Origin of the sequence: Saccharomonospora cyanea NA-134, from assembly GCF_000244975.1 — a bacterium.
In the GTDB taxonomy this organism is placed as follows: domain Bacteria; phylum Actinomycetota; class Actinomycetes; order Mycobacteriales; family Pseudonocardiaceae; genus Saccharomonospora; species Saccharomonospora cyanea.
In genome coordinates, this window is record NZ_CM001440.1 from 1,968,325 (window position 1) to 1,985,839 (window position 17,515).

At 72.0% G+C, this 17,515-nt stretch carries 17 protein-coding genes; 14 read left to right on the forward strand and 3 right to left on the reverse strand.

Translation table 11 applies throughout. The features are described from left to right. The 9 genes from SACCYDRAFT_RS09440 to SACCYDRAFT_RS09480 all read left to right on the forward strand — a co-directional run. On the forward strand, positions 1-1,492 hold a 1,492-nt coding region (locus SACCYDRAFT_RS09440; protein ID WP_005455675.1), incomplete at its 5' end, for a hypothetical protein. Positions 1,493-1,723: 231 nt separating this feature from the next. Beyond that, positions 1,724-2,656: a methionyl-tRNA formyltransferase gene (gene fmt, locus SACCYDRAFT_RS09445; protein ID WP_005455678.1), complete on the forward strand. Its 933-nt coding sequence runs from the start codon at positions 1,724-1,726 to the stop codon at positions 2,654-2,656. Next, entirely contained in the window at positions 2,653-4,080 is a 1,428-nt protein-coding gene (locus SACCYDRAFT_RS09450; protein ID WP_005455679.1) for an RsmB/NOP family class I SAM-dependent RNA methyltransferase, read from the forward strand. Before fmt ends, SACCYDRAFT_RS09450 begins: the two co-directional genes overlap by 4 nt. Positions 4,081-4,287: 207 nt before the next feature. After that, a complete protein-coding gene (rpe, locus tag SACCYDRAFT_RS09455) occupies positions 4,288-4,959 on the forward strand; it encodes a ribulose-phosphate 3-epimerase (RefSeq protein WP_005455680.1) in 672 nt (223 codons plus the stop codon). Next, positions 4,956-6,032 (forward strand): bifunctional diaminohydroxyphosphoribosylaminopyrimidine deaminase/5-amino-6-(5-phosphoribosylamino)uracil reductase RibD, encoded by a 1,077-nt coding sequence (ribD, locus tag SACCYDRAFT_RS09460; RefSeq protein WP_005455681.1) that lies wholly within the window; start codon positions 4,956-4,958, stop codon positions 6,030-6,032. The genes rpe and ribD overlap by 4 nt, the downstream gene beginning before the upstream one ends. Then, on the forward strand, positions 6,033-6,659 hold the full coding sequence (locus SACCYDRAFT_RS09465; protein ID WP_005455682.1) for a riboflavin synthase: 627 nt from the start codon (positions 6,033-6,035) through the stop codon (positions 6,657-6,659). A 2-nt stretch (positions 6,660-6,661) separates the two neighbouring features. Next, positions 6,662-7,981 (forward strand): bifunctional 3,4-dihydroxy-2-butanone-4-phosphate synthase/GTP cyclohydrolase II, encoded by a 1,320-nt coding sequence (locus SACCYDRAFT_RS09470; RefSeq protein WP_005455683.1) that lies wholly within the window; start codon positions 6,662-6,664, stop codon positions 7,979-7,981. Beyond that, the gene (gene ribH, locus SACCYDRAFT_RS09475) at positions 7,978-8,484 is read left to right on the forward strand and encodes a 6,7-dimethyl-8-ribityllumazine synthase (RefSeq protein ID WP_005455684.1); all 507 of its coding nucleotides are present in this window, start codon (positions 7,978-7,980) and stop codon (positions 8,482-8,484) included. Before SACCYDRAFT_RS09470 ends, ribH begins: the two co-directional genes overlap by 4 nt. Before the next feature lie 14 nt (positions 8,485-8,498). Then, positions 8,499-8,963 (forward strand): PH domain-containing protein, encoded by a 465-nt coding sequence (locus SACCYDRAFT_RS09480; protein ID WP_005455687.1) that lies wholly within the window; start codon positions 8,499-8,501, stop codon positions 8,961-8,963. Between the two features lie 4 nt (positions 8,964-8,967). Here the strand turns inward: SACCYDRAFT_RS09480 and SACCYDRAFT_RS09485 are convergent, their stop codons facing one another. Continuing rightward, complete coding sequence (locus SACCYDRAFT_RS09485) at positions 8,968-9,930, reverse strand: DMT family transporter (RefSeq protein ID WP_005455689.1); 963 nt, start codon at positions 9,928-9,930, stop codon at positions 8,968-8,970. Between the two features lie 73 nt (positions 9,931-10,003). On the opposite strand from SACCYDRAFT_RS09485, the gene SACCYDRAFT_RS09490 reads away from it, so the two are divergent. Beyond that, positions 10,004-10,906, forward strand: a complete 903-nt coding sequence (locus SACCYDRAFT_RS09490; RefSeq protein ID WP_043536325.1) for a LysR family transcriptional regulator — start codon at positions 10,004-10,006, stop codon at positions 10,904-10,906. On the opposite strand, the gene SACCYDRAFT_RS09495 is transcribed toward SACCYDRAFT_RS09490, so the two are convergent. Together SACCYDRAFT_RS09495 and SACCYDRAFT_RS09500 are read right to left on the reverse strand one after the other, a co-directional pair. Next, complete coding sequence (locus SACCYDRAFT_RS09495) at positions 10,896-11,675, reverse strand: exodeoxyribonuclease III (protein WP_043536327.1); 780 nt, start codon at positions 11,673-11,675, stop codon at positions 10,896-10,898. The two genes, SACCYDRAFT_RS09490 and SACCYDRAFT_RS09495, sit on opposite strands and share 11 nt — an antisense overlap. A gap of 120 nt (positions 11,676-11,795) precedes the next feature. Continuing rightward, on the reverse strand, positions 11,796-12,410 hold the full coding sequence (locus tag SACCYDRAFT_RS09500) for a GNAT family N-acetyltransferase (RefSeq protein WP_005455692.1): 615 nt from the start codon (positions 12,408-12,410) through the stop codon (positions 11,796-11,798). A 71-nt stretch (positions 12,411-12,481) separates the two neighbouring features. Here SACCYDRAFT_RS09500 and uvrC point away from each other — a divergent pair, with 71 nt between their 5' ends. Genes uvrC through whiA form a run of 4 tightly spaced genes read left to right on the forward strand, consistent with a single transcriptional unit; the run spans position 12,482 to position 17,345 of the window. Next, positions 12,482-14,473 (forward strand): excinuclease ABC subunit UvrC, encoded by a 1,992-nt coding sequence (gene uvrC, locus SACCYDRAFT_RS09505; RefSeq protein ID WP_005455693.1) that lies wholly within the window; start codon positions 12,482-12,484, stop codon positions 14,471-14,473. 50 nt (positions 14,474-14,523) lie between these two features. Further along, the gene (gene rapZ / locus SACCYDRAFT_RS09510; protein ID WP_043537176.1) at positions 14,524-15,381 is read left to right on the forward strand and encodes an RNase adapter RapZ; all 858 of its coding nucleotides are present in this window, start codon (positions 14,524-14,526) and stop codon (positions 15,379-15,381) included. An 8-nt stretch (positions 15,382-15,389) separates the two neighbouring features. Next, on the forward strand, positions 15,390-16,358 hold the full coding sequence (locus SACCYDRAFT_RS09515) for a gluconeogenesis factor YvcK family protein (RefSeq protein WP_005455703.1): 969 nt from the start codon (positions 15,390-15,392) through the stop codon (positions 16,356-16,358). Further along, positions 16,359-17,345: a DNA-binding protein WhiA gene (whiA, locus tag SACCYDRAFT_RS09520; RefSeq protein ID WP_005455705.1), complete on the forward strand. Its 987-nt coding sequence runs from the start codon at positions 16,359-16,361 to the stop codon at positions 17,343-17,345. The last annotated feature ends 170 nt before the right edge of the window (positions 17,346-17,515 follow it).

Consider the following 17,515-nt stretch of genomic DNA (forward strand, 5'->3'; position numbering starts at 1 on the left):
GGCGCTGCCGGGTGAGGACTGGCCGCGCAGGCTGGCCGAACTCGCCACCACGGTCGCCGCCACAGGGCGCGGTGCCGTGCTGGTCGTGCCCGACCACCGCGACGTGGCGCGCCTGCACACTGCCTGTGCGGAACTCGCGGGGGAGGACGCCGTGGTCGCGTTGTCGGCGGGGCTGGGACCCGCCGAGCGGTACCGCCGGTGGCTCGCCGTGGTGCGCGGAACCGTGCGGATCGTGGTGGGCACCCGCGCGGCGATGTTCGCCCCCGTCGCCGATCCGGGGCTCTACGTCGTGTGGGACGACGGCGACGACCTGCACGTGGACCCGCACGCGCCGTACCCGCAGGTGCGCGACGTGTTGATGTTGCGCGCGCACATCGATTCGGCGTCGGTGCTGGTGGCGGGCCACTCCCGGACGGCGGAGGCCCAGCTGTTGGTGGAGACGGGCTGGGCTCACCCGATCGCCGCGGCCCGGGAGGAGCTGCGTGCGCAGGCACCGCGCGTGACGCCGACGGGGGAGGACTTCGACGTCGCACGCGACGAGGCGGCCCGGGCCGCGCGGCTGCCCGCCGTGGCGTTCGAGGCCGCGCGGGGCAGCCTGGCCGCCGGTGCGCCCGTGCTCGTCCAGGTGCCCCGCCGCGGCTACGTGCCCGGACTCGCGTGTGGGCGGTGCCGGACGCCCGCGCGGTGCCGCCGATGCGCGGGACCGCTGTTGCTGCCCGGTGGGGGGGCCTCCGAGGTGCCGCGCTGCCGCTGGTGTGGGGTGGCGGACGCGGCGTACCGCTGTCCGGCGTGCGGTTCGGGTCGGCTGCGGGCCGTCGTGGTGGGTGCGGCGCGCACGGCCGAGGAGTTGGGCCGGGCCTTTCCCGGGGTCGCGGTGCGCACGTCGGGTGGTGGTGACGTGCTGGACACAGTGCCCGCCAGGCCCGCGCTGGTGGTGGCCACGCCGGGGGCGGAACCCGTCGCCGAGGGGGGTTACGGCGCCGCGCTGCTGCTGGACGGCTGGGCGCTGCTGGGACGTCAGGACCTGCGTGCCGCGGAGGAGACGCTGCGTCGCTGGATGGCGGCTGCGACCCTGGTGCGGCCCGCGCGGGACGGCGGCCGGGTGGTCGTCGGCGCCGAGGCGGGGATCCCCGCCGTCCAGGCACTCGTGCGCTGGGACCCCGGTTGGCACGCCTCGCTGGAGCTGGCCGAGCGCGAGGAGCTCGGCTTCCCGCCGCACGTGCGCATGGCGAGTGTGGAGGGCACGCCGGACGCCGTGGCCGGGTTACTCGACGAGATCTCCCTGCCCGACTCCGCCGAGGTACTCGGGCCGGTGCCGCTGGGGGAGATCGACGAGGAGGGCAGATCCGAACGGGAGCGCGCGCTGCTGCGCGTGCCCCGGCAGTACGGCCGGGCACTGGCGGAGGCGGTCCACGCTGTCCGCGCGGTACGGGACGCCCGTAAGGCGGCCGATGTGGTGCGCATCCAACTCGATCCGCCGAGCCCGGTGTGACGGCGTAGCCGGCGACCGTGTCCGCAGTCTGCGCACGGGTGTCCGCGGTTCAGCGACACCGCCGCAGCACCAACGGAAGGTGCGGTCCGGCTGGAGAGCCCCCAACGGACAACACGCGTACGGGGAGTGCGGACACGCGTACGTCAGCTGCGGACACGGCGCATCGGGTGGCTCGCTCGGGCACTCTAGACTGGATGCGATGTTGGTTCCTCGACTCTTCCCGGACCGCCGATGAGGCTCGTGTTCGCGGGAACACCCGCGCCTGCCGTGCCGTCGTTGCGCGCGCTGATCGACTCGCCGCGTCATGACGTCGTCGCCGTCGTCACCCGTCCCGACGCGCCCGCGGGCCGAGGGCGCAGACTGGTGCGTTCCCCTGTCGGCGCCCTCGCCGACGAACACGGCATCGAGGTCCTCACCCCCCGGCGTCCCGGTGACGAGGACTTCCTGGCCAGGTTGTCCGAGCTGGCGCCGGACGCATGCCCCGTCGTCGCCTACGGCGCGCTGCTGCCGGAGTCCGCTCTCGCGGTGCCGCGTCACGGCTGGATCAACCTGCACTTCTCCCTGCTGCCCGCCTGGCGTGGCGCCGCGCCGGTCCAGGCGGCCGTCAGGGCCGGTGACGAGATCACCGGCGCCACGACGTTCCGGATCGTGCGGGAGCTCGACGCGGGCCCGGTGTTCGGGACCGTCACCGAGCTCGTCAAACCCACCGACACCGCCGGGGAACTCCTGGACCGGCTCGCGGTGTCCGGAGCAGGCCTGCTGGTGTCCACGCTGGACGGTATCGAGGACGGCACCGTCGGGGCCGTGCCGCAACCGGCCGACGGGATCACCTACGCGCCGAAGGTGACGGTCGAGGACGCGCGGATCTCCTTCGACCGCCCCGCGTTGGCGATCGATCGCCACCTCCGGTCGGTGACGCCCGAGCCGGGCGCGTGGGCGGAGTTCCGGGGACAGCGGCTCAAGCTCGGCGCCGTCGGCGTCACCGACGGCGAGCACACCGGCCTCGCGCCCGGAGAGCTGCTGGTCGAGCGTCGCCGCGTGCTCGTGGGCACCGCCACCTCGGCGCTCGTACTCGGCGAGGTGCAGGCGCAGGGCAAGAAGCGCATGGCGGCCACCGACTGGGCCCGTGGAAGCAGGATCGAACAGGGGGAACACCTGACATGACCGGCGAGCGGCGGGGACACCGCCACGGGCAGCGCGGACGTCGTCCCGCGCCCCGCAAGCAGGGCCCGCGCAAACCTCCGGTGCACGATCCGGCGCGACGGGCCGCGTTCGACGTCCTGCGCGCGGTGAGCGAGCGCGACGCCTACGCCAACCTGGTCCTGCCGGAGTTGCTGCGGCAGCGGCGCGTTGCCGGCCGGGACGCGGCACTGGCCACCGAACTCGCCTACGGCACGGCGAGGGCCACCGGGCTGCTCGACGCGGTGCTGACCCGCTGCGTGGACCGATCACTGGACACAGTGGACTCGATGGCGCTTGACGCGCTCCGGATCGGGGCGTACCAGCTGCTGCGCACCCGCATTCCCCGCCACGCTGCCGTGGCATCCACTGTGGACCTCGTGCGGGAGGACGCCGGGTCGAGACTCGCGGGTTTCGTCAACGCGGTGCTGCGCCGGGTTTCCGAGAAGGACGAGCAACAGTGGCTGGAGGAGATCGAGGCCGACACCGCGTCCGACCCGCTGGCACGGTTGGCGCTGCGCACGTCACATCCCCGGTGGATCGCGCGCGCGTTCGCGGAGGCGCTCGGCGACACGGGCGACGAGCTGCGGGCGGCCCTGGAGGCCGACGACGCGCGTCCTGCCGTGCACCTGCTGGCCAAGCCGGGACAGGTCAGTGCCGACGAGCTGGCCGCCATCACCGGCGGCGACGTGGCGCCCTACTCGCCCTACGGCGTGCATCTGTCGTCCGGCGGGGGAGACCTCGCCGAATCCGAGGTCCTCGCCGAGGGGCTCGCCGCGGTGCAGGACGAGGGCAGCCAGCTGGTGGCCGTGGCCGCCACCGCCGCGCCCCTGGCCGGAGGGAAGGACGAGCGCTGGCTCGACCTGTGCGCCGGGCCGGGCGGCAAGACCGTGGTGCTGGGCTGCCTCGCGCAGGTGTCGGGTGCGACGGTGGACGCCGTGGAGGTGGCCGAGCACCGGGCCCGGCTCGTGCGTGAGGCCACCGACGACCTGCCCGTCGCGGTGCACGTCGCCGACGGTCGTGACCCCGGACTCGAGGAGGGCTACGACCGGATTCTCGTGGACGCGCCGTGCAGCGGGCTCGGCGCGTTGCGGCGCAGGCCCGAGGCGCGGTGGCGTAAGCAGCCCGGCGACATCGCCGAGCTCACCCAGCTCCAGAGCGAACTGCTCGCCTCGGCGTATCGGTTGGTGCGCCCCGGTGGCGTGGTGACGTACGTGGTGTGCTCGCCCCACCTGGCCGAGACCGAGGGCATCGTCGCGGAGGCGGCGCGCCGTGGCGGCGCCGAGGTCCTCGACGCGCGGGAGCTGTTCCCGGGTGTGCCGGGGCTCGGGGACGGGCCGTACGTGCAACTGTGGCCCCACCGGCACGGCACGGACGCGATGTTCTGCGCGGTGACCCGCAAGCGCTGAGCGCACCGGGCGGAGGGGCTGCGGCCCGCGCCGGACGAACCGGCCACTCTGGACGGTCTCGCCGGGCGGTGTGGCGCGGCGGAGCCGACGGCCCTGCCGCGGCACCGGGTCGGGAGGTACGCCGACCCGGAGAGTGGCCGGAAAGGGGTCCGTGCGCGCCCGTGCGCCGAGGATCCCTCTACACTCGGGAGAGTGGCGCACGAACCGATGATCGCTCCCAGTATCCTCTCCGCCGACTTCGCGAGTCTCGGCACGGAGATCGACGCCATCACCGGATCCGGTGACGGTCGCGCCGACTGGGTGCATGTGGACGTGATGGACGGTCACTTCGTCCCCAACCTCACCATCGGGCTGCCCGTGGTGGAATCGCTGCTGAAGCGCACGGAGCTCCCGCTCGACTGCCACCTCATGATCGAGGATCCCGACCGCTGGGCGCCGGGGTACGCGGAGGCGGGCGCCCACAACGTCACCGTGCACGTCGAGGCCGCTCGTGACCCGGTGATGCTCGCCAAGAACCTGCGTGCCGCGGGAGCGAAGGCCGGACTGTCGATCAAGCCGAACACGCCGCTCGAAGACCATCTGGACACGCTCAGGCACTACGACACGCTGCTGGTGATGTCCGTGGAGCCCGGCTTCGGGGGGCAGTCGTTCATCCCCGAGGTGCTCGACAAGGTGCGCACCGCACGCAGGCTGGTCGACACGGGGCACCTGACGTTGCTGGTGGAGATCGACGGCGGTATCAACGCCGACACCATCGAACAGGCCGCGGAGGCGGGGGTCGACTGCTTCGTCGCCGGATCCGCCGTCTACGGCGCGGACGACCCGGCTCGCGCGGTCGCGGCGCTGCGTGACCGCGCGAGGGCGGCCCGCGCGCGGTGAGCACGTCGGCTGCGTCGGCATCGTCGGCCTGGGGGCCGGAACTCCGCGAGGCCGTGGAGGCCGCGATGGAGACCGCGCTCGCCCTGAGTGACGGCGTACGCGGAACCACCAGCCCGAACCCGCCCGTGGGCGCGGTGATCCTCGACGCCCGGGGACACCAGGTCGGTGCGGGCGCCACCCAACCGCCGCCCGGCCCGCACGCCGAGGTGATGGCCCTGCGGGAAGCGGGTGAACGCGCGCGTGGCGGTATCGCCGTCGTCACGCTGGAGCCGTGCTCCCACCACGGGCGCACCCCGCCGTGCACGCGGGCCCTGCTCGATGCCGGGGTGGCCGCCGTGCGGTTCGCCGTGGCCGACCCGCACCCCGCCGCCTCGGGTGGGGCGGAGGTGCTGCGGGCCGCGGGAGTGGACGTCGAGGGCGGGCTGCTGGCCCGGCAGGTGGAGACAGGGCCCTTGCGGGCGTGGTTGCACCGCGAGCGCACCGGACGCCCGCACGTCACGTGGAAGTACGCGGCGAGCCTCGACGGCCGGGTCGCCGCGGTCGACGGCACCAGCCGCTGGATCTCGGGCCCGGCCTCACGCGCCGAGGTGCACGAGCTGAGGGCGCGGGTGGACGCCGTCGTCGTGGGCACCGGCACCGTGTTCGCCGACGACCCGTGGCTCACGGTGCGGCACGAGGATGGTGAGCTCGCGGCCCGGCAGCCGCTGCGTGTGGTGATGGGCACACGCGGCATACCGGAGGGGGCGCGGGTGTTGGACAGCACGGCGGAGACGGTGGTGTTCGCCACCCACGACCCCGGCGAGGTGCTGGCCGGACTGGCCGCGCGGGGCGTCGTCGACGTGCTGTTGGAGGGCGGTCCGACTCTGGCGGGAGCGTTCGTCGCGGCGGGCCTCGTCGACCGGATCGTCGCCTACGTCGCACCGACGCTGTTGGGCGGCGGACCCGCCGCACTGGGAGAGGCGGGAGTGTCGACCATCACCGAAGCGCACCGTTGGCGGGTCGAAGGGGTCACCATGAGCGGTGAGGACGTGCGGATCTCCGCCGTTCCGGTCACGGGCGAGGGAGGCGACTAGGTGTTCACCGGGATTGTCGAGGAGCTCGGCGAGGTCACTCGGGTGGAGCCGGGCGAGGGGGTCACGCGGCTGACCGTGCGGGGGCCGCTGGTGACCGAGGACGCCGGGCACGGTGACTCGATCGCGGTCAACGGTGTGTGCCTGACCGTGGTGGACACCTCCGGTGACGAGTTCACCGTCGACGTCGTCGCCGAGACGTTGAAGCGCACCAGCCTGGACGGTGTCGAGCCCGGTCGGCGCGTGAACCTGGAGCGGGCGATGGCCGCCGGCGGCCGCTTCGGAGGGCACGTCGTGCAGGGCCACGTGGACGGCACCGGCACCTTCCTGTCGCGCGACCCCGACGGGCTGACCCGGTTCGCGTGTCCGCCCGAGCTGTCGCGCTACGTCGTCGAGAAGGGCTCCATCGCGGTGGACGGCGTCTCGCTCACCGTGGCCGAGGTGTCGCGGGAGGAGTTCGCCGTGGCGTTGATCCCCACCACGCTGCGCGCCACGATGCTGGGTCGCAACGAGCCGGGTGACGCGGTGAATCTGGAGGTCGACGTGCTCGCGAAGTACGTCGAGAAACTGGCCGCCGTCCACCTGCCCCCGGCAGCGGTGGAGAATGGCGAGGGCGAGGAGGACAGGTGACGATGATCGAGCCCGCTCCGTCGGTGGACGTCGAGTCCATCGAACGGGCAATCGAGGACATCGCGAACGGCCGCCCCGTGATCGTGGTCGACGACGAGGACCGCGAGAACGAGGGAGACCTGATCTTCGCGGCGGAGAAGGCGACGCCGGAGCTGCTCGCCTTCATGGTGCGCTACACGTCCGGCTACGTGTGCGTGTCGCTGACCGGCGAGGACTGCGACCGGCTGAACCTGCCGCCGATGTATCACTCGAACCAGGACCGGCGCGGTACCGCGTACACGGTGACGGTGGACGCCTCCGAGGGCATCGGCACGGGCATCTCGGCCACCGACCGCAGCCACACGATCCGGCTGCTGGCCGACCCCAAGTCGCAGCCGTCCGACTTCCGCAGGCCCGGCCACGTCGTGCCGTTACGAGCGAAGGACGGCGGCGTGCTGCGCAGGCCGGGACACACCGAGGCCGCCGTGGACCTGGCGCGCATGGCCGGGCTCGCGCCCGCGGGCGTGTTGTGCGAGATCGTGTCGCAGAAGAACGACGGCGACATGGCCCGCCGCGACGAGCTGGAGATCTTCGCGGCCGACCACGACCTACGGTTGATCACCATCGCCGACCTCGTCGCCTACCGCAGGCGTACGGAGAAGCAGGTCGAACGCGTGGCGGAGGCCCGCATCCCGCTGGCGGCGGGCACGTTCCGCGCCATCGGCTACGACAGCCTGCTCGACGGCATCGAGCACGTCGCGTTCGTTTACGGCGACATCGGTGACGGCGAGGACATCCTGGTGCGGGTTCACTCGGAGTGCCTGACGGGCGACGTGTTCGGGTCGCTGCGCTGCGACTGCGGCCCGCAGTTGCAGGCGGCGCTGGAGGCGGTGGCGGCCGAGGGCAGGGGCGTCGTGCTCTACGTCCGGGGCCATGAGGGCCGGGGGATCGGCCTGCTGCACAAGTTGCAGGCGTACCAGCTCCAGGACGCCGGAGCGGACACGGTGGACGCCAACCTGGCGCTCGGGGTGCCCGCGGACGCCCGTGACTACGGCACCGGTGCGCAGATCCTGTCCGACCTGGGTGTGCGTTCGATGCGCCTGCTCACCAACAACCCGGCCAAGCGCGTCGGGCTGGAGGGTTACGGGCTACGGGTGGTCGGCCGGGTGGCGTTGCCGGTCTCGCCCAATCCGGAGAACCTGCGTTACCTGCGGACCAAGCGTGACAGGATGGGACACGAGTTGTCCCAGTTGGAGCACTTCGACGAGGTCGGTGCCGGGGTCTCCGACGTCAGCCGTAACGGCGACGGCCCGGCGGAAGACCCAGTGGTGGGTGGAGCATGAGTGGAGAAGGCCGTCCCGACGAGGGACAGGAACTGCGGGAGTGCGAGAACCTCCGGCTGGGCATCGTGGCCACGCGCTGGCACGCCCGGATCACGGACAGCCTGCTGGCCTCCGCGCTGCGCACGGCGGGTGAGGTGAAGCTGGCGGAGGAGCCCACGGTGCTGCGTGTGGCCGGGGCCGTCGAACTGCCCGTGGTGGCACAGGCGCTCGCCCGCAACCACGACGCGGTCGTCGCGCTCGGTGTGGTGATCCGTGGGGACACGCCGCACTTCGACTACGTGTGCGACTCGGTGACGGCCGGGTTGACCCGGGTGGCGCTGGACGAGAGCACGCCCGTGGGCAACGGGGTGCTGACGTGCGACACCGAGGAGCAGGCCCTGGCCAGGGCGGGGCTGCCCTCCTCGAAGGAGGACAAGGGACGGGAGGCGACGGTGGCCGCGCTGACCACCGCCAACGTGCTGCGCGGCCTCCGTCAGCCGTGGACGGAACGAGGTTTCGTGTGACTCGGGCGGCGGACATGGCCGACAAGAAGGGCGACACCACCGACACCACCGACACCGTCGTGGTCCGGCCGCGTCGGGTGGTGTGGATGTCCGGGGCGCTGGCGCTGTTGCTGCTGACGGTGTTCGTGACCGTGGCGTTGTTGTTGCGCTCGCAGGACACCGGCGTGATCTTCATGGTCAGCGACCAGATCGCGATGATCGGGGTGGGTGTGATGCTGGCGGGTGCCGCCATGCTCTTCGCCACGCCGAGGGTCCGCGCCGATCGCGACGGCGTGTACGTGCGCAACATCGGCGTGTCCCGCAGGTTCACCTGGGACGAGGTGCTGTCGGTGAGCTTCCCCGACGGTGCGTCGTTCGCGCGACTGGAGCTGCCCGACTACGAGTACTACTCGATGATGGCCATTCAGGCGGTGGACCGGGAGCACGCCGTGCAGGCGGTGCGTGCACTGCGCCGCCTGCACGCCGCGAACCGCGGCTGACCGGTCAGGACGCCGCGCCGGTGGTGGTCGGCTCGGCCGTGCCGGCCTTCACCCGGCGCGGCCGGTGGCGTGACAGCGCGACCCCGGCCAGGCAGACCGCTCCGCCCACGAGGCCGTAAACGGTGGGGACCTCGTTCAGGAGCACCCACGACAGCAGCACCGACAGCGCGGGCACCGCGTACGTGGAGACGCTGAGCCTGCCCGCACTCGTGCGCTTGAGCGCGTAGGCCCAGGTGCTGAATCCGATGGCGGTGGGGAAGACCCCGAGGTAGACGGCGCCGAGCACGGCGGAGGTCGGGGCGGCCGAGAGTTCGGAGACGAGCTGCGGCGTCCACGGCAGCAGGGCCGCGGTGCCGATCAGGCAGCCCAGCCAGGTGATGGTCGTGGCGTCGACGCCTCGCAGTGCCGCCTTCTGGATGAGCACGCCGCTCGCGTAGAGCACGGCGGCGAGCAGGCAGAGTGCGACGCCGATCCAGTCGCCCTGGCTCTCGGTGCCCAGACCGATGATGACGATGCCGCCCATGCCGACGGCGCCTCCGACGAGCAGCGCCCTGGGGAAACCCTCGCCGAGCAGGAACCCGGCGCCGAACGTGACGAGCAGCGGCGCGATGTTGACCAGCAGGGCGGCCGTACCGGCGTCGAGGTGGAGCTCGGCGGCGTTGAGCGAGACGGTGTAGCAGCACAACCACAGCACGCCGTAGGCGATGACGAGCAGCCACGACGTGCGATCGCGTGGAAGGGGCGGCAGGCGCCTGGCGGAGACGCCGATGAGCAGGGTGAGCGTCACGGAGGCCACGGCGAGGCGGAGCAACGCGAGGGGCGCGGGGGACAGCACGTCGCCGATGGCGCGGATGCCCACGAACGCCGACGACCACAGCACCATTGTCACGGCCGCGGCGACGGCGGCCTTCGTTCCTTCGGAGCGTGGGGTGCGGGCAGAGGAGAGCAACGATGTCACACCGGCCATCGTTACCAAGGCGACCCGACAGGACAAGCGATTAATCATGGATCACTGTTCAGTCCCGCTGTACAGTCGGGTTGTGCTGGACGTGAGCCGGTTGCGGGTGTTGCGTGCCGTGGTGGCGAAGGGGTCGATCCGGGCGGCGGCCGCCGCTCTGGACTACACGCCGTCGGCCGTCAGCCAGCAGCTCGCGGCCCTGCAACGCGAGACGGGACTGCGGTTGCTCGACCGCGTGGGCCGAGGTGTCGAGCCCACCGCCGCAGGGCGCGCGCTCGCCGCCGAGTCCGAGGCACTGTTCCGGGAATTGAGCCGCCTCGACGGTCTGGCCCGGGACCTGCGGGCAGGCCGTACCGGCGGCCTGGTGATCGGGTACTTCGCGTCGGCGGGCGCGGCGTGGCTGCCCTCCGTGGTCACCGCGCTGAGGGAGGAGTTCCCCGAACTGCGTCTCGACCTGCGCTGGACGGAGGTGCTCGACGAACAGCCCTCCGACCTCGACGTCAACGTGTACGTCGAGGCGCGCGGTGCTCGGCCTTCCGAGGAGGTCGTCGTGTACCCGCTGATCGACGACCCCTACGAGGTCGTCATGAGGGAGGACGACCCGCTCGCGACGCGCGGGTCCGTGGCGCTTCCGGAACTGGCCGACCGGGCGTGGATCGACAACGACCTCAGGAACGGGGCCTGCCGGGAGGTGTTGCTGGCCGCGTGCGCCGAGGTGGGCTTCGCGCCCCGGTTCTCGGTGGAGATGCGGGACTACCGGACGGCGATCCCGTTCGTGGCCAGTGGCATCGGGATCACGGTTCTGCCCAGGCTGGCGCGGGGCGACCTGCCGGCGGGCCTGGTCTCGCGGCCGGTGGTGTCGCCGACGCCTGTGCGGCGGATCAACGTGGCGGTTCGCAAGGCCGTCGCCGACCACCTCGCCGTGGTGCGCACGGTGGAGTTGCTCCGGCAGGTGGTGGGCTCCGAGGCGGCGGTCAGGGCGTGAGGTCCACCACCACGGGAGCGTGGTCGGAGGCGCCCTTGCCCTTGCGTTCCTCGCGGTCGACGTAGGCGTCGGTCACGGCGTCGGCGAACACCCTGCTCGCGTAGACGAGGTCGATGCGCATGCCGCGGTTCTTGGGGAACGCGAGTTGCCGGTAGTCCCAGTACGTGTACGGGTGGTCGTACTTCAGTGGTCGCGGCACGACGTCGGACAGGCCGGCGTCACGCAGCGCGGCGAGGGCCTTGCGTTCGGGCTCGGTGACGTGGGTGGAGCCGGCGAACACCGAGACGTCCCACACGTCGTCGTCGGTGGGGGCGATGTTGAAGTCCCCGAGGACCGCGAACGGCCTGTCCGGTCCGTTCTCGGCGAGCACGGTGGTGTGCAGGGCTTCCAGCCAGCGCAGCTTGTAGGCGTAGTGGGGGTGGTCGGGTTCGCGGCCGTTGGGCACGTAGACCGACCACACGCGGACGCCGCCGCAGGTGGCGCCGATGGCGCGGGGCTCAGCGGCGTCCTCGTAGGTGGGTTCGTCGGCGAGCCCGCGCGTGACGCCGGTGAGCCCGACGCGGGAGAGCACCGCGACGCCGTTCCAGCGGCCGGTGCCGTGGCTCGCGACCTCGTAGCCGAGTTCGGTGATCTCGTCGCGGGGGAACGCCTCGTCGCCGCACTTGAGTTCCTGCAGGCACAGCACGTCGGGCTGGGCGGAGCGCAGCCACGCGAGCACGCGAGGCAGCCGGGCGGTGATCGAGTTGACGTTCCACGTCGCGATGCGCATGCCGTGAGAATCGCACACCGGTGCGACACACTCGGTGACCAGCCTTGTATAACGACCTATACGCACGGGCTCGGGTTCACGATTTCTCACCGAGCCGCCTTTGGCGACGTCGGAATCAGCTCACCTACGAGCCGGGGAGGTGAGCGGGCGGCGCAGCATGCACCACGTCGTCGGTCCTCCGTCGGGCAGCTCCACCTCGGCCGTCACCGTGAAACCCAGCCTTCGGTACAGGCGGACGTTCGCGGGCAGCGACGTTTCGAGGAACACGGGTACGCCATCGGCGTCGGCTGCGGCGAGTCCAGGGCGGACGACCGCGCTGCCGAGGCCGGCGCCCTGGTGCGCGGGGTCGACACCGACCGTGCCGAGGTACCACACGGGCTCTCGCGGCCGGTGTGGCGCCAGCGTCGCTTCGGCCGTCTCCGCCGCGGCCGCGCGGTCGCCCGCGAGCTCGGTGAACCGGGGGGCCAGTTCGGCGAACACCGCGTCGAGGCCCTCGCGGTCCGGTGTCGTCCAGACGGACACGGCCAGCCCGTCGCGCGCCACCCACACGCGTCCGTGCGGCAGCCCGACACGGGTCAGGAACAGCTCCTGCGACCGCGCGAGGCGTCGTGAGTGATCGTCGGCCGCGAGGGTGTGGCGGGTCCACGGGTAGTCCGCGAACGCGCGGGTCAGCGTGGTCACGGCCACGGGAACGTCGGCGGGTACGGCTCTTCTCACCAGGGGTTCTCCGGACATCGGTACGACTGTGCCACACCCTCGGGAAGGGGCCGAACGGTTTGTCGGGCGGGCGCCATAGGCTGAACGGCGTGGCCGACCCTTCCACCTACCGACCCGCGCCGGGGACCATCCCCGACTCGCCCGGCGTGTACAAGTTCCGCGACGCCGGCGGCCGGGTCATCTACGTCGGCAAGGCCAAGAGCCTGCGCAGCCGGCTGAACTCCTACTTCGCCGACCTCTCGGGGCTGCACCCGAGGACCCGGCAGATGGTCACCACGGCCGCGAGCGTGGAGTGGACCGTGGTGGGCACCGAGGTGGAGGCGCTCCAACTCGAGTACAACTGGATCAAGGAGTTCGACCCGCGGTTCAACGTCCGCTACCGGGACGACAAGTCGTACCCGGTGCTCGCGGTGACGCTGGACGAGGAGTTCCCGCGCCTGCACGTCTACCGGGGGCCGAGGAAGAAGGGGGTGCGCTACTTCGGCCCGTACGCCCACGCGTGGGCGATCCGCGACACGCTCGACCTGCTGCTGCGGGTGTTCCCCGCGCGCACGTGCTCGGCGGGCGTGTTCCGCAGGCACGCCCAGATCGGCAGACCGTGCCTGCTGGGCTACATCGACAAGTGCTCCGCGCCGTGCGTGGGCAGGGTGTCGGCCGAGCAGCACCGCGAGGTCGTCGACCAGTTCTGCGACTTCCTCTCCGGCCGTACCGACGTGATGGTCCGCCGGCTGGAGAAGGAGATGGCGGAGGCCTCGGAAGCGCTGGAGTTCGAGCGGGCCGCCCGGCTCCGCGACGACCTCGGCGCGCTGCGCAGGGCGATGGAGAAGCAGGCCGTGGTGTTCGGCGACGGCACCGACGCCGACGTCATCGCGTTCGCCCATGACGAGCTGGAAGCGGCCGTCCAGATCTTCCACGTCCGTGGCGGCCGGGTGCGCGGGCAGCGCGGCTGGGTGATCGACAAGGTCGACGAGATGGACGTGCCCGCCCTGGTGGAGCAGTTCCTGTCGCAGTTCTACGCCGAACAGACCGAGCTGGCCGCCGAGGCGCCCACCGACGGCAACGTGGTGCCCCGCGAGGTGCTGGTGCCGGAGCTGCCCGCCGACACGGAGGCGATGGAGCAGTGGCTGTCCGAGCTGCGCGGTTCGCGGGTTCGGCTCCGGGTCCCGCAGCGCGGCGACAAGCGCGCGCTGGCCGAGACGGTGGCCCGCAACGCCGAGGAGGCGTTCACCCAGCACAAGCTGCGCAGGGCGGGAGACCTCACCGCGCGTTCGGCGGCGCTGTCGGAGCTTCAGGAACACCTGGGGTTGGACAGCGCGCCGCTGCGTATCGAATGCGTGGACATCAGTCATCTCGCCGGAACCGATGTGGTCGCCTCGCTGGTGGTGTTCGAGGACGGCCTGCCCCGCAAGTCCGAGTACCGCCGGTTCGCGCTGCGTGAGGCCGCCACCGAGGGGGACGTGGCCGCCATCGCCGAGGTGGTGCGGCGCCGGTTCTCGCGGTATCTGAAGGAGACGAGCGAGGCCGCCGCGAGCGGGATGGAGAGCCCGCCCGAGGGAGCGCTGGACCCGGAGACGGGACGTCCGCGCAAGTTCGCCTACCCGCCCAACCTGCTGGTCGTGGACGGGGCCGGGGCACAGGCCACCGCCGCGGCGGACGTGTTGGCCGAGCTCGGGATCACCGACGTCGCCGTCGTCGGACTCGCGAAACGGCTGGAGGAGGTGTGGCTGCCCGCCGACAGTGACGACGCTGTCGACTCGGCCGACCCGGTCATCCTGCCGAGGACGTCGGACGCGCTGTACCTTCTCCAGCGAGTGAGGGACGAGGCGCACCGCTTCGCGATCACGTACCAGCGGCAGAAGCGCTCGAAGCGGGTGCAGGCCTCGGCACTGGACGGCATTCCCGGCCTCGGACAGGCCCGGAAGACCGCCCTGATCAAGCACTTCGGCTCGGTGAAGAGGCTGAGACAGGCCACCGTGTCCGAGATCTCGCAGGTGCCGGGCGTCGGCACCCGCACGGCCGAGGTCGTGCACGCCGCGCTCGCAGGGGAGCGCACCGACAGCAGAGGGGAGTCGCAGACGTGACCGAATCCAACATCCAGGACGCCAGGGCGTCAGGTGACCGGGGCTCCGGCATGGAGGTGGCGGTCGTCACCGGCCTGTCCGGTGCCGGTCGCAGCACCGCCGCCAAGTGCCTGGAGGACCTGGGCTGGTTCGTGGTGGACAACCTGCCGCCGGAGCTGATCTCCACGATGGTGGAGCTCGGCGTGCAGGCCAGGGGCGCCATCACCAAGGTGGCGGTGGTCATGGACGTGCGGTCGCGTGCGTTCACCGACGACCTCGCCTCGGTGATCAAGGACCTCGACGCGCGCGGCTACAAGCCGAGGGTGCTGTTCCTGGAGGCCACCGACGCGGTGCTGGTCCGCCGCTTCGAGCAGGTGCGGCGCGGCCACCCCATGCAGGGCGACGGTCGGCTGGTCGACGGCATCACCGCGGAACGCGCGCTGCTCGCTCCTCTGCGGGAGGAGGCCGACCTGGTGCTCGACACGTCGGCGCTGTCGGTGCACGACCTGCGCGCCAAGATCGAGGACGCGTTCGGTACGGAGTCGAGCACCCGGACCCGGGTGACGGTGCTCTCCTTCGGCTACAAGTACGGCCTGCCGATGGACTCAGATCTGGTGATGGACGTGCGCTTCCTGCCGAACCCGTTCTGGATTCCCGAGCTGCGCGACCAGAGCGGTCTCGACGGCGACGTGCGCAACTACGTGCTCGGGCAGGAGGGCGCGGAGGAGTTCCTGGAGCAGTACCACGAGTTGCTGCGGCTCGTGGGCGCCGGGTACAAGCGTGAGGGCAAGAGGTACCTGACCTTGGCCGTCGGCTGCACGGGTGGCAAGCACCGGAGCGTGGCCATCTCGGAGGAGCTGGCGAAGCGGCTCTCCAAGGAGGACGGCATGGCGGTCAAGGTGGTGCACCGGGATCTGGGCAGGGAGTGAGACCGAGGATGCGTGCCGTCGCACTCGGTGGTGGGCACGGCCTGCACGCGACGCTGTCGGCGTTGCGGCGGCTGACCCCTGACGTCACCGCGGTCGTGACCGTCGCCGATGACGGCGGTTCCTCAGGACGTCTCCGGCGGGAGCTGGGTCTGCTCCCGCCGGGGGATCTCCGTCAGGCGCTGGCGGCACTGGCCGCGGCGGAGGACGGTGGCACGCTCTGGGCGGAGGTGTTCCAGCACCGGTTCGGCGGCACGGGGGCCCTCACCGGCCACGCCGTCGGGAACCTGCTGCTCGCGGGGTTGTTCGAGGTGCTGGGCGACCCGGTGGCGGGGCTCGACGAGGCCGCCAAGCTCCTGGGCATCACCGGCCGGGTGCTGCCGATGTCGGCGGAGCCGCTGGAGATCGAGGCGGACGTCACGGGGCTGGAGAACGGTCAGGTCAGTCGTATCCGGGGTCAGGTCGCCGTGGCCAGCACCCCTGGGCAGGTGCGGCGCATCAGGCTGCACAACCCCGGCCGCCCGAACCGGCCTCCCGTGGCGTGCGCGGACGCGGTGGAGGCCGTGCTGGGCGCCGACGTGGTGTTCTTCGGCCCCGGTTCCTGGTTCACCAGCGTGCTGCCGCACCTGCTGGTGCCCGACCTGCACGACGCGCTCGTGACGACGTCGGCCACGAAGGTGGTGGTCCTCAACCTGGTGCCGCAGCCGGGGGAGACGGCTGGCTTCTCACCGGAACGGCACCTGCACGTACTCTTCGAACACGCTCCCCGGCTCAAGGTGGACGCGGTGATCGCCGACCGTGACTCCGTACCCACTCCCGCGCGGTTGCGCCGCGCGGCCGAGGCGCTGGGCGGGCGAGCGCATCTGGCGTCGGTCGCCGCCCCCGGAGGGGCGGGCAGGCACGATCCGGATGCTCTGGCGGACTGTGTGCGAGAGGCTCTCGGGCTGTGTCTTTCCGAGAGCGTGGAGGAGGGGCAGTAGATGGCGATGACGGCGGCGGTCAAGGACGAGCTCAGCCGCTTGGAGATCACCAAGGTCGGTCCGCGCCGGTCGGAGGTGTCGGCGCTGTTGCGGTTCGCGGGTGGGCTGCACATCGTCGCCGGAAGGGTCGTCGTCGAGGCCGAGCTCGACACCGGGTCGGTGGCGCGCAGGCTGCGCAAGGAGATCCACGAGCTGTACGGGCACACGTCCGACGTGCACGTGATCACTTCGGGTGGGTTGCGCAAGGGCACCCGGTACGTGGTGCGCGTGGTCAAGGACGGTGAGGGGCTGGCCCGCCAGACCGGGTTGATCGACCAGCGGGGACGCCCTGTGCGGGGGCTGCCCGCATCGGTCGTCTCGGGCGGTGTGGCCGACGCCGAGGCCGCGTGGCGTGGCGCGTTCCTGGCGCACGGGTCGCTGACGGAGCCCGGCCGGTCGTCGTCGCTGGAGGTGACGTGCCCGGGACCGGAGGCGGCGCTGGCGCTGGTGGGTGCGGCGCGGCGCATGGGCATCCAGGCGAAGTCGCGGGAAGTGCGTGGCGCGGATCGCGTGGTGGTGCGCGACGGCGACGCCATCGGGGCGCTGCTGACCCGGCTGGGAGCCCACTCCAGCGTGCTCGCGTGGGAGGAGCGGCGCATGCGCCGCGAGGTGAGGGCCACCGCGAACCGGCTCGCGAACTTCGACGACGCCAACCTGCGCCGGTCCGCGAGGGCGGCGGTGGCCGCGGCGGCGCGTGTGGAGCGGGCCATGGAGATCCTCGGTGACACCGCGCCGGACCACCTGCTCGCCGCGGGGAAGCTGCGGCTGACCAACCGGCAGGCGTCGTTGGAGGAACTCGGGCAGCTCGCCGATCCGCCCATGACGAAGGACGCCGTGGCGGGCCGGATCCGCAGGTTGTTGGCGATGGCAGACAAGCGGGCCAAGGAGCTCGGCGTGCCCGACACCGAGTCCGCCGTCACCCAGGAACTGCTCGAAGAGACCCTGTAACCGATTCGCCGGCCCCTTCACTCCCCGTCATCACGATGCCGCGGCGGGGAGTGATGCAATTTGCTGCCGCTTTCGAGGTGTGAACCGACCGCGTTACGTCCATTCGGGTGTAGAGGTCAGGTCGTCACCGAGCTGTTTCAGCCCGGTCGACGGCCCGAAACGTGAAGGGC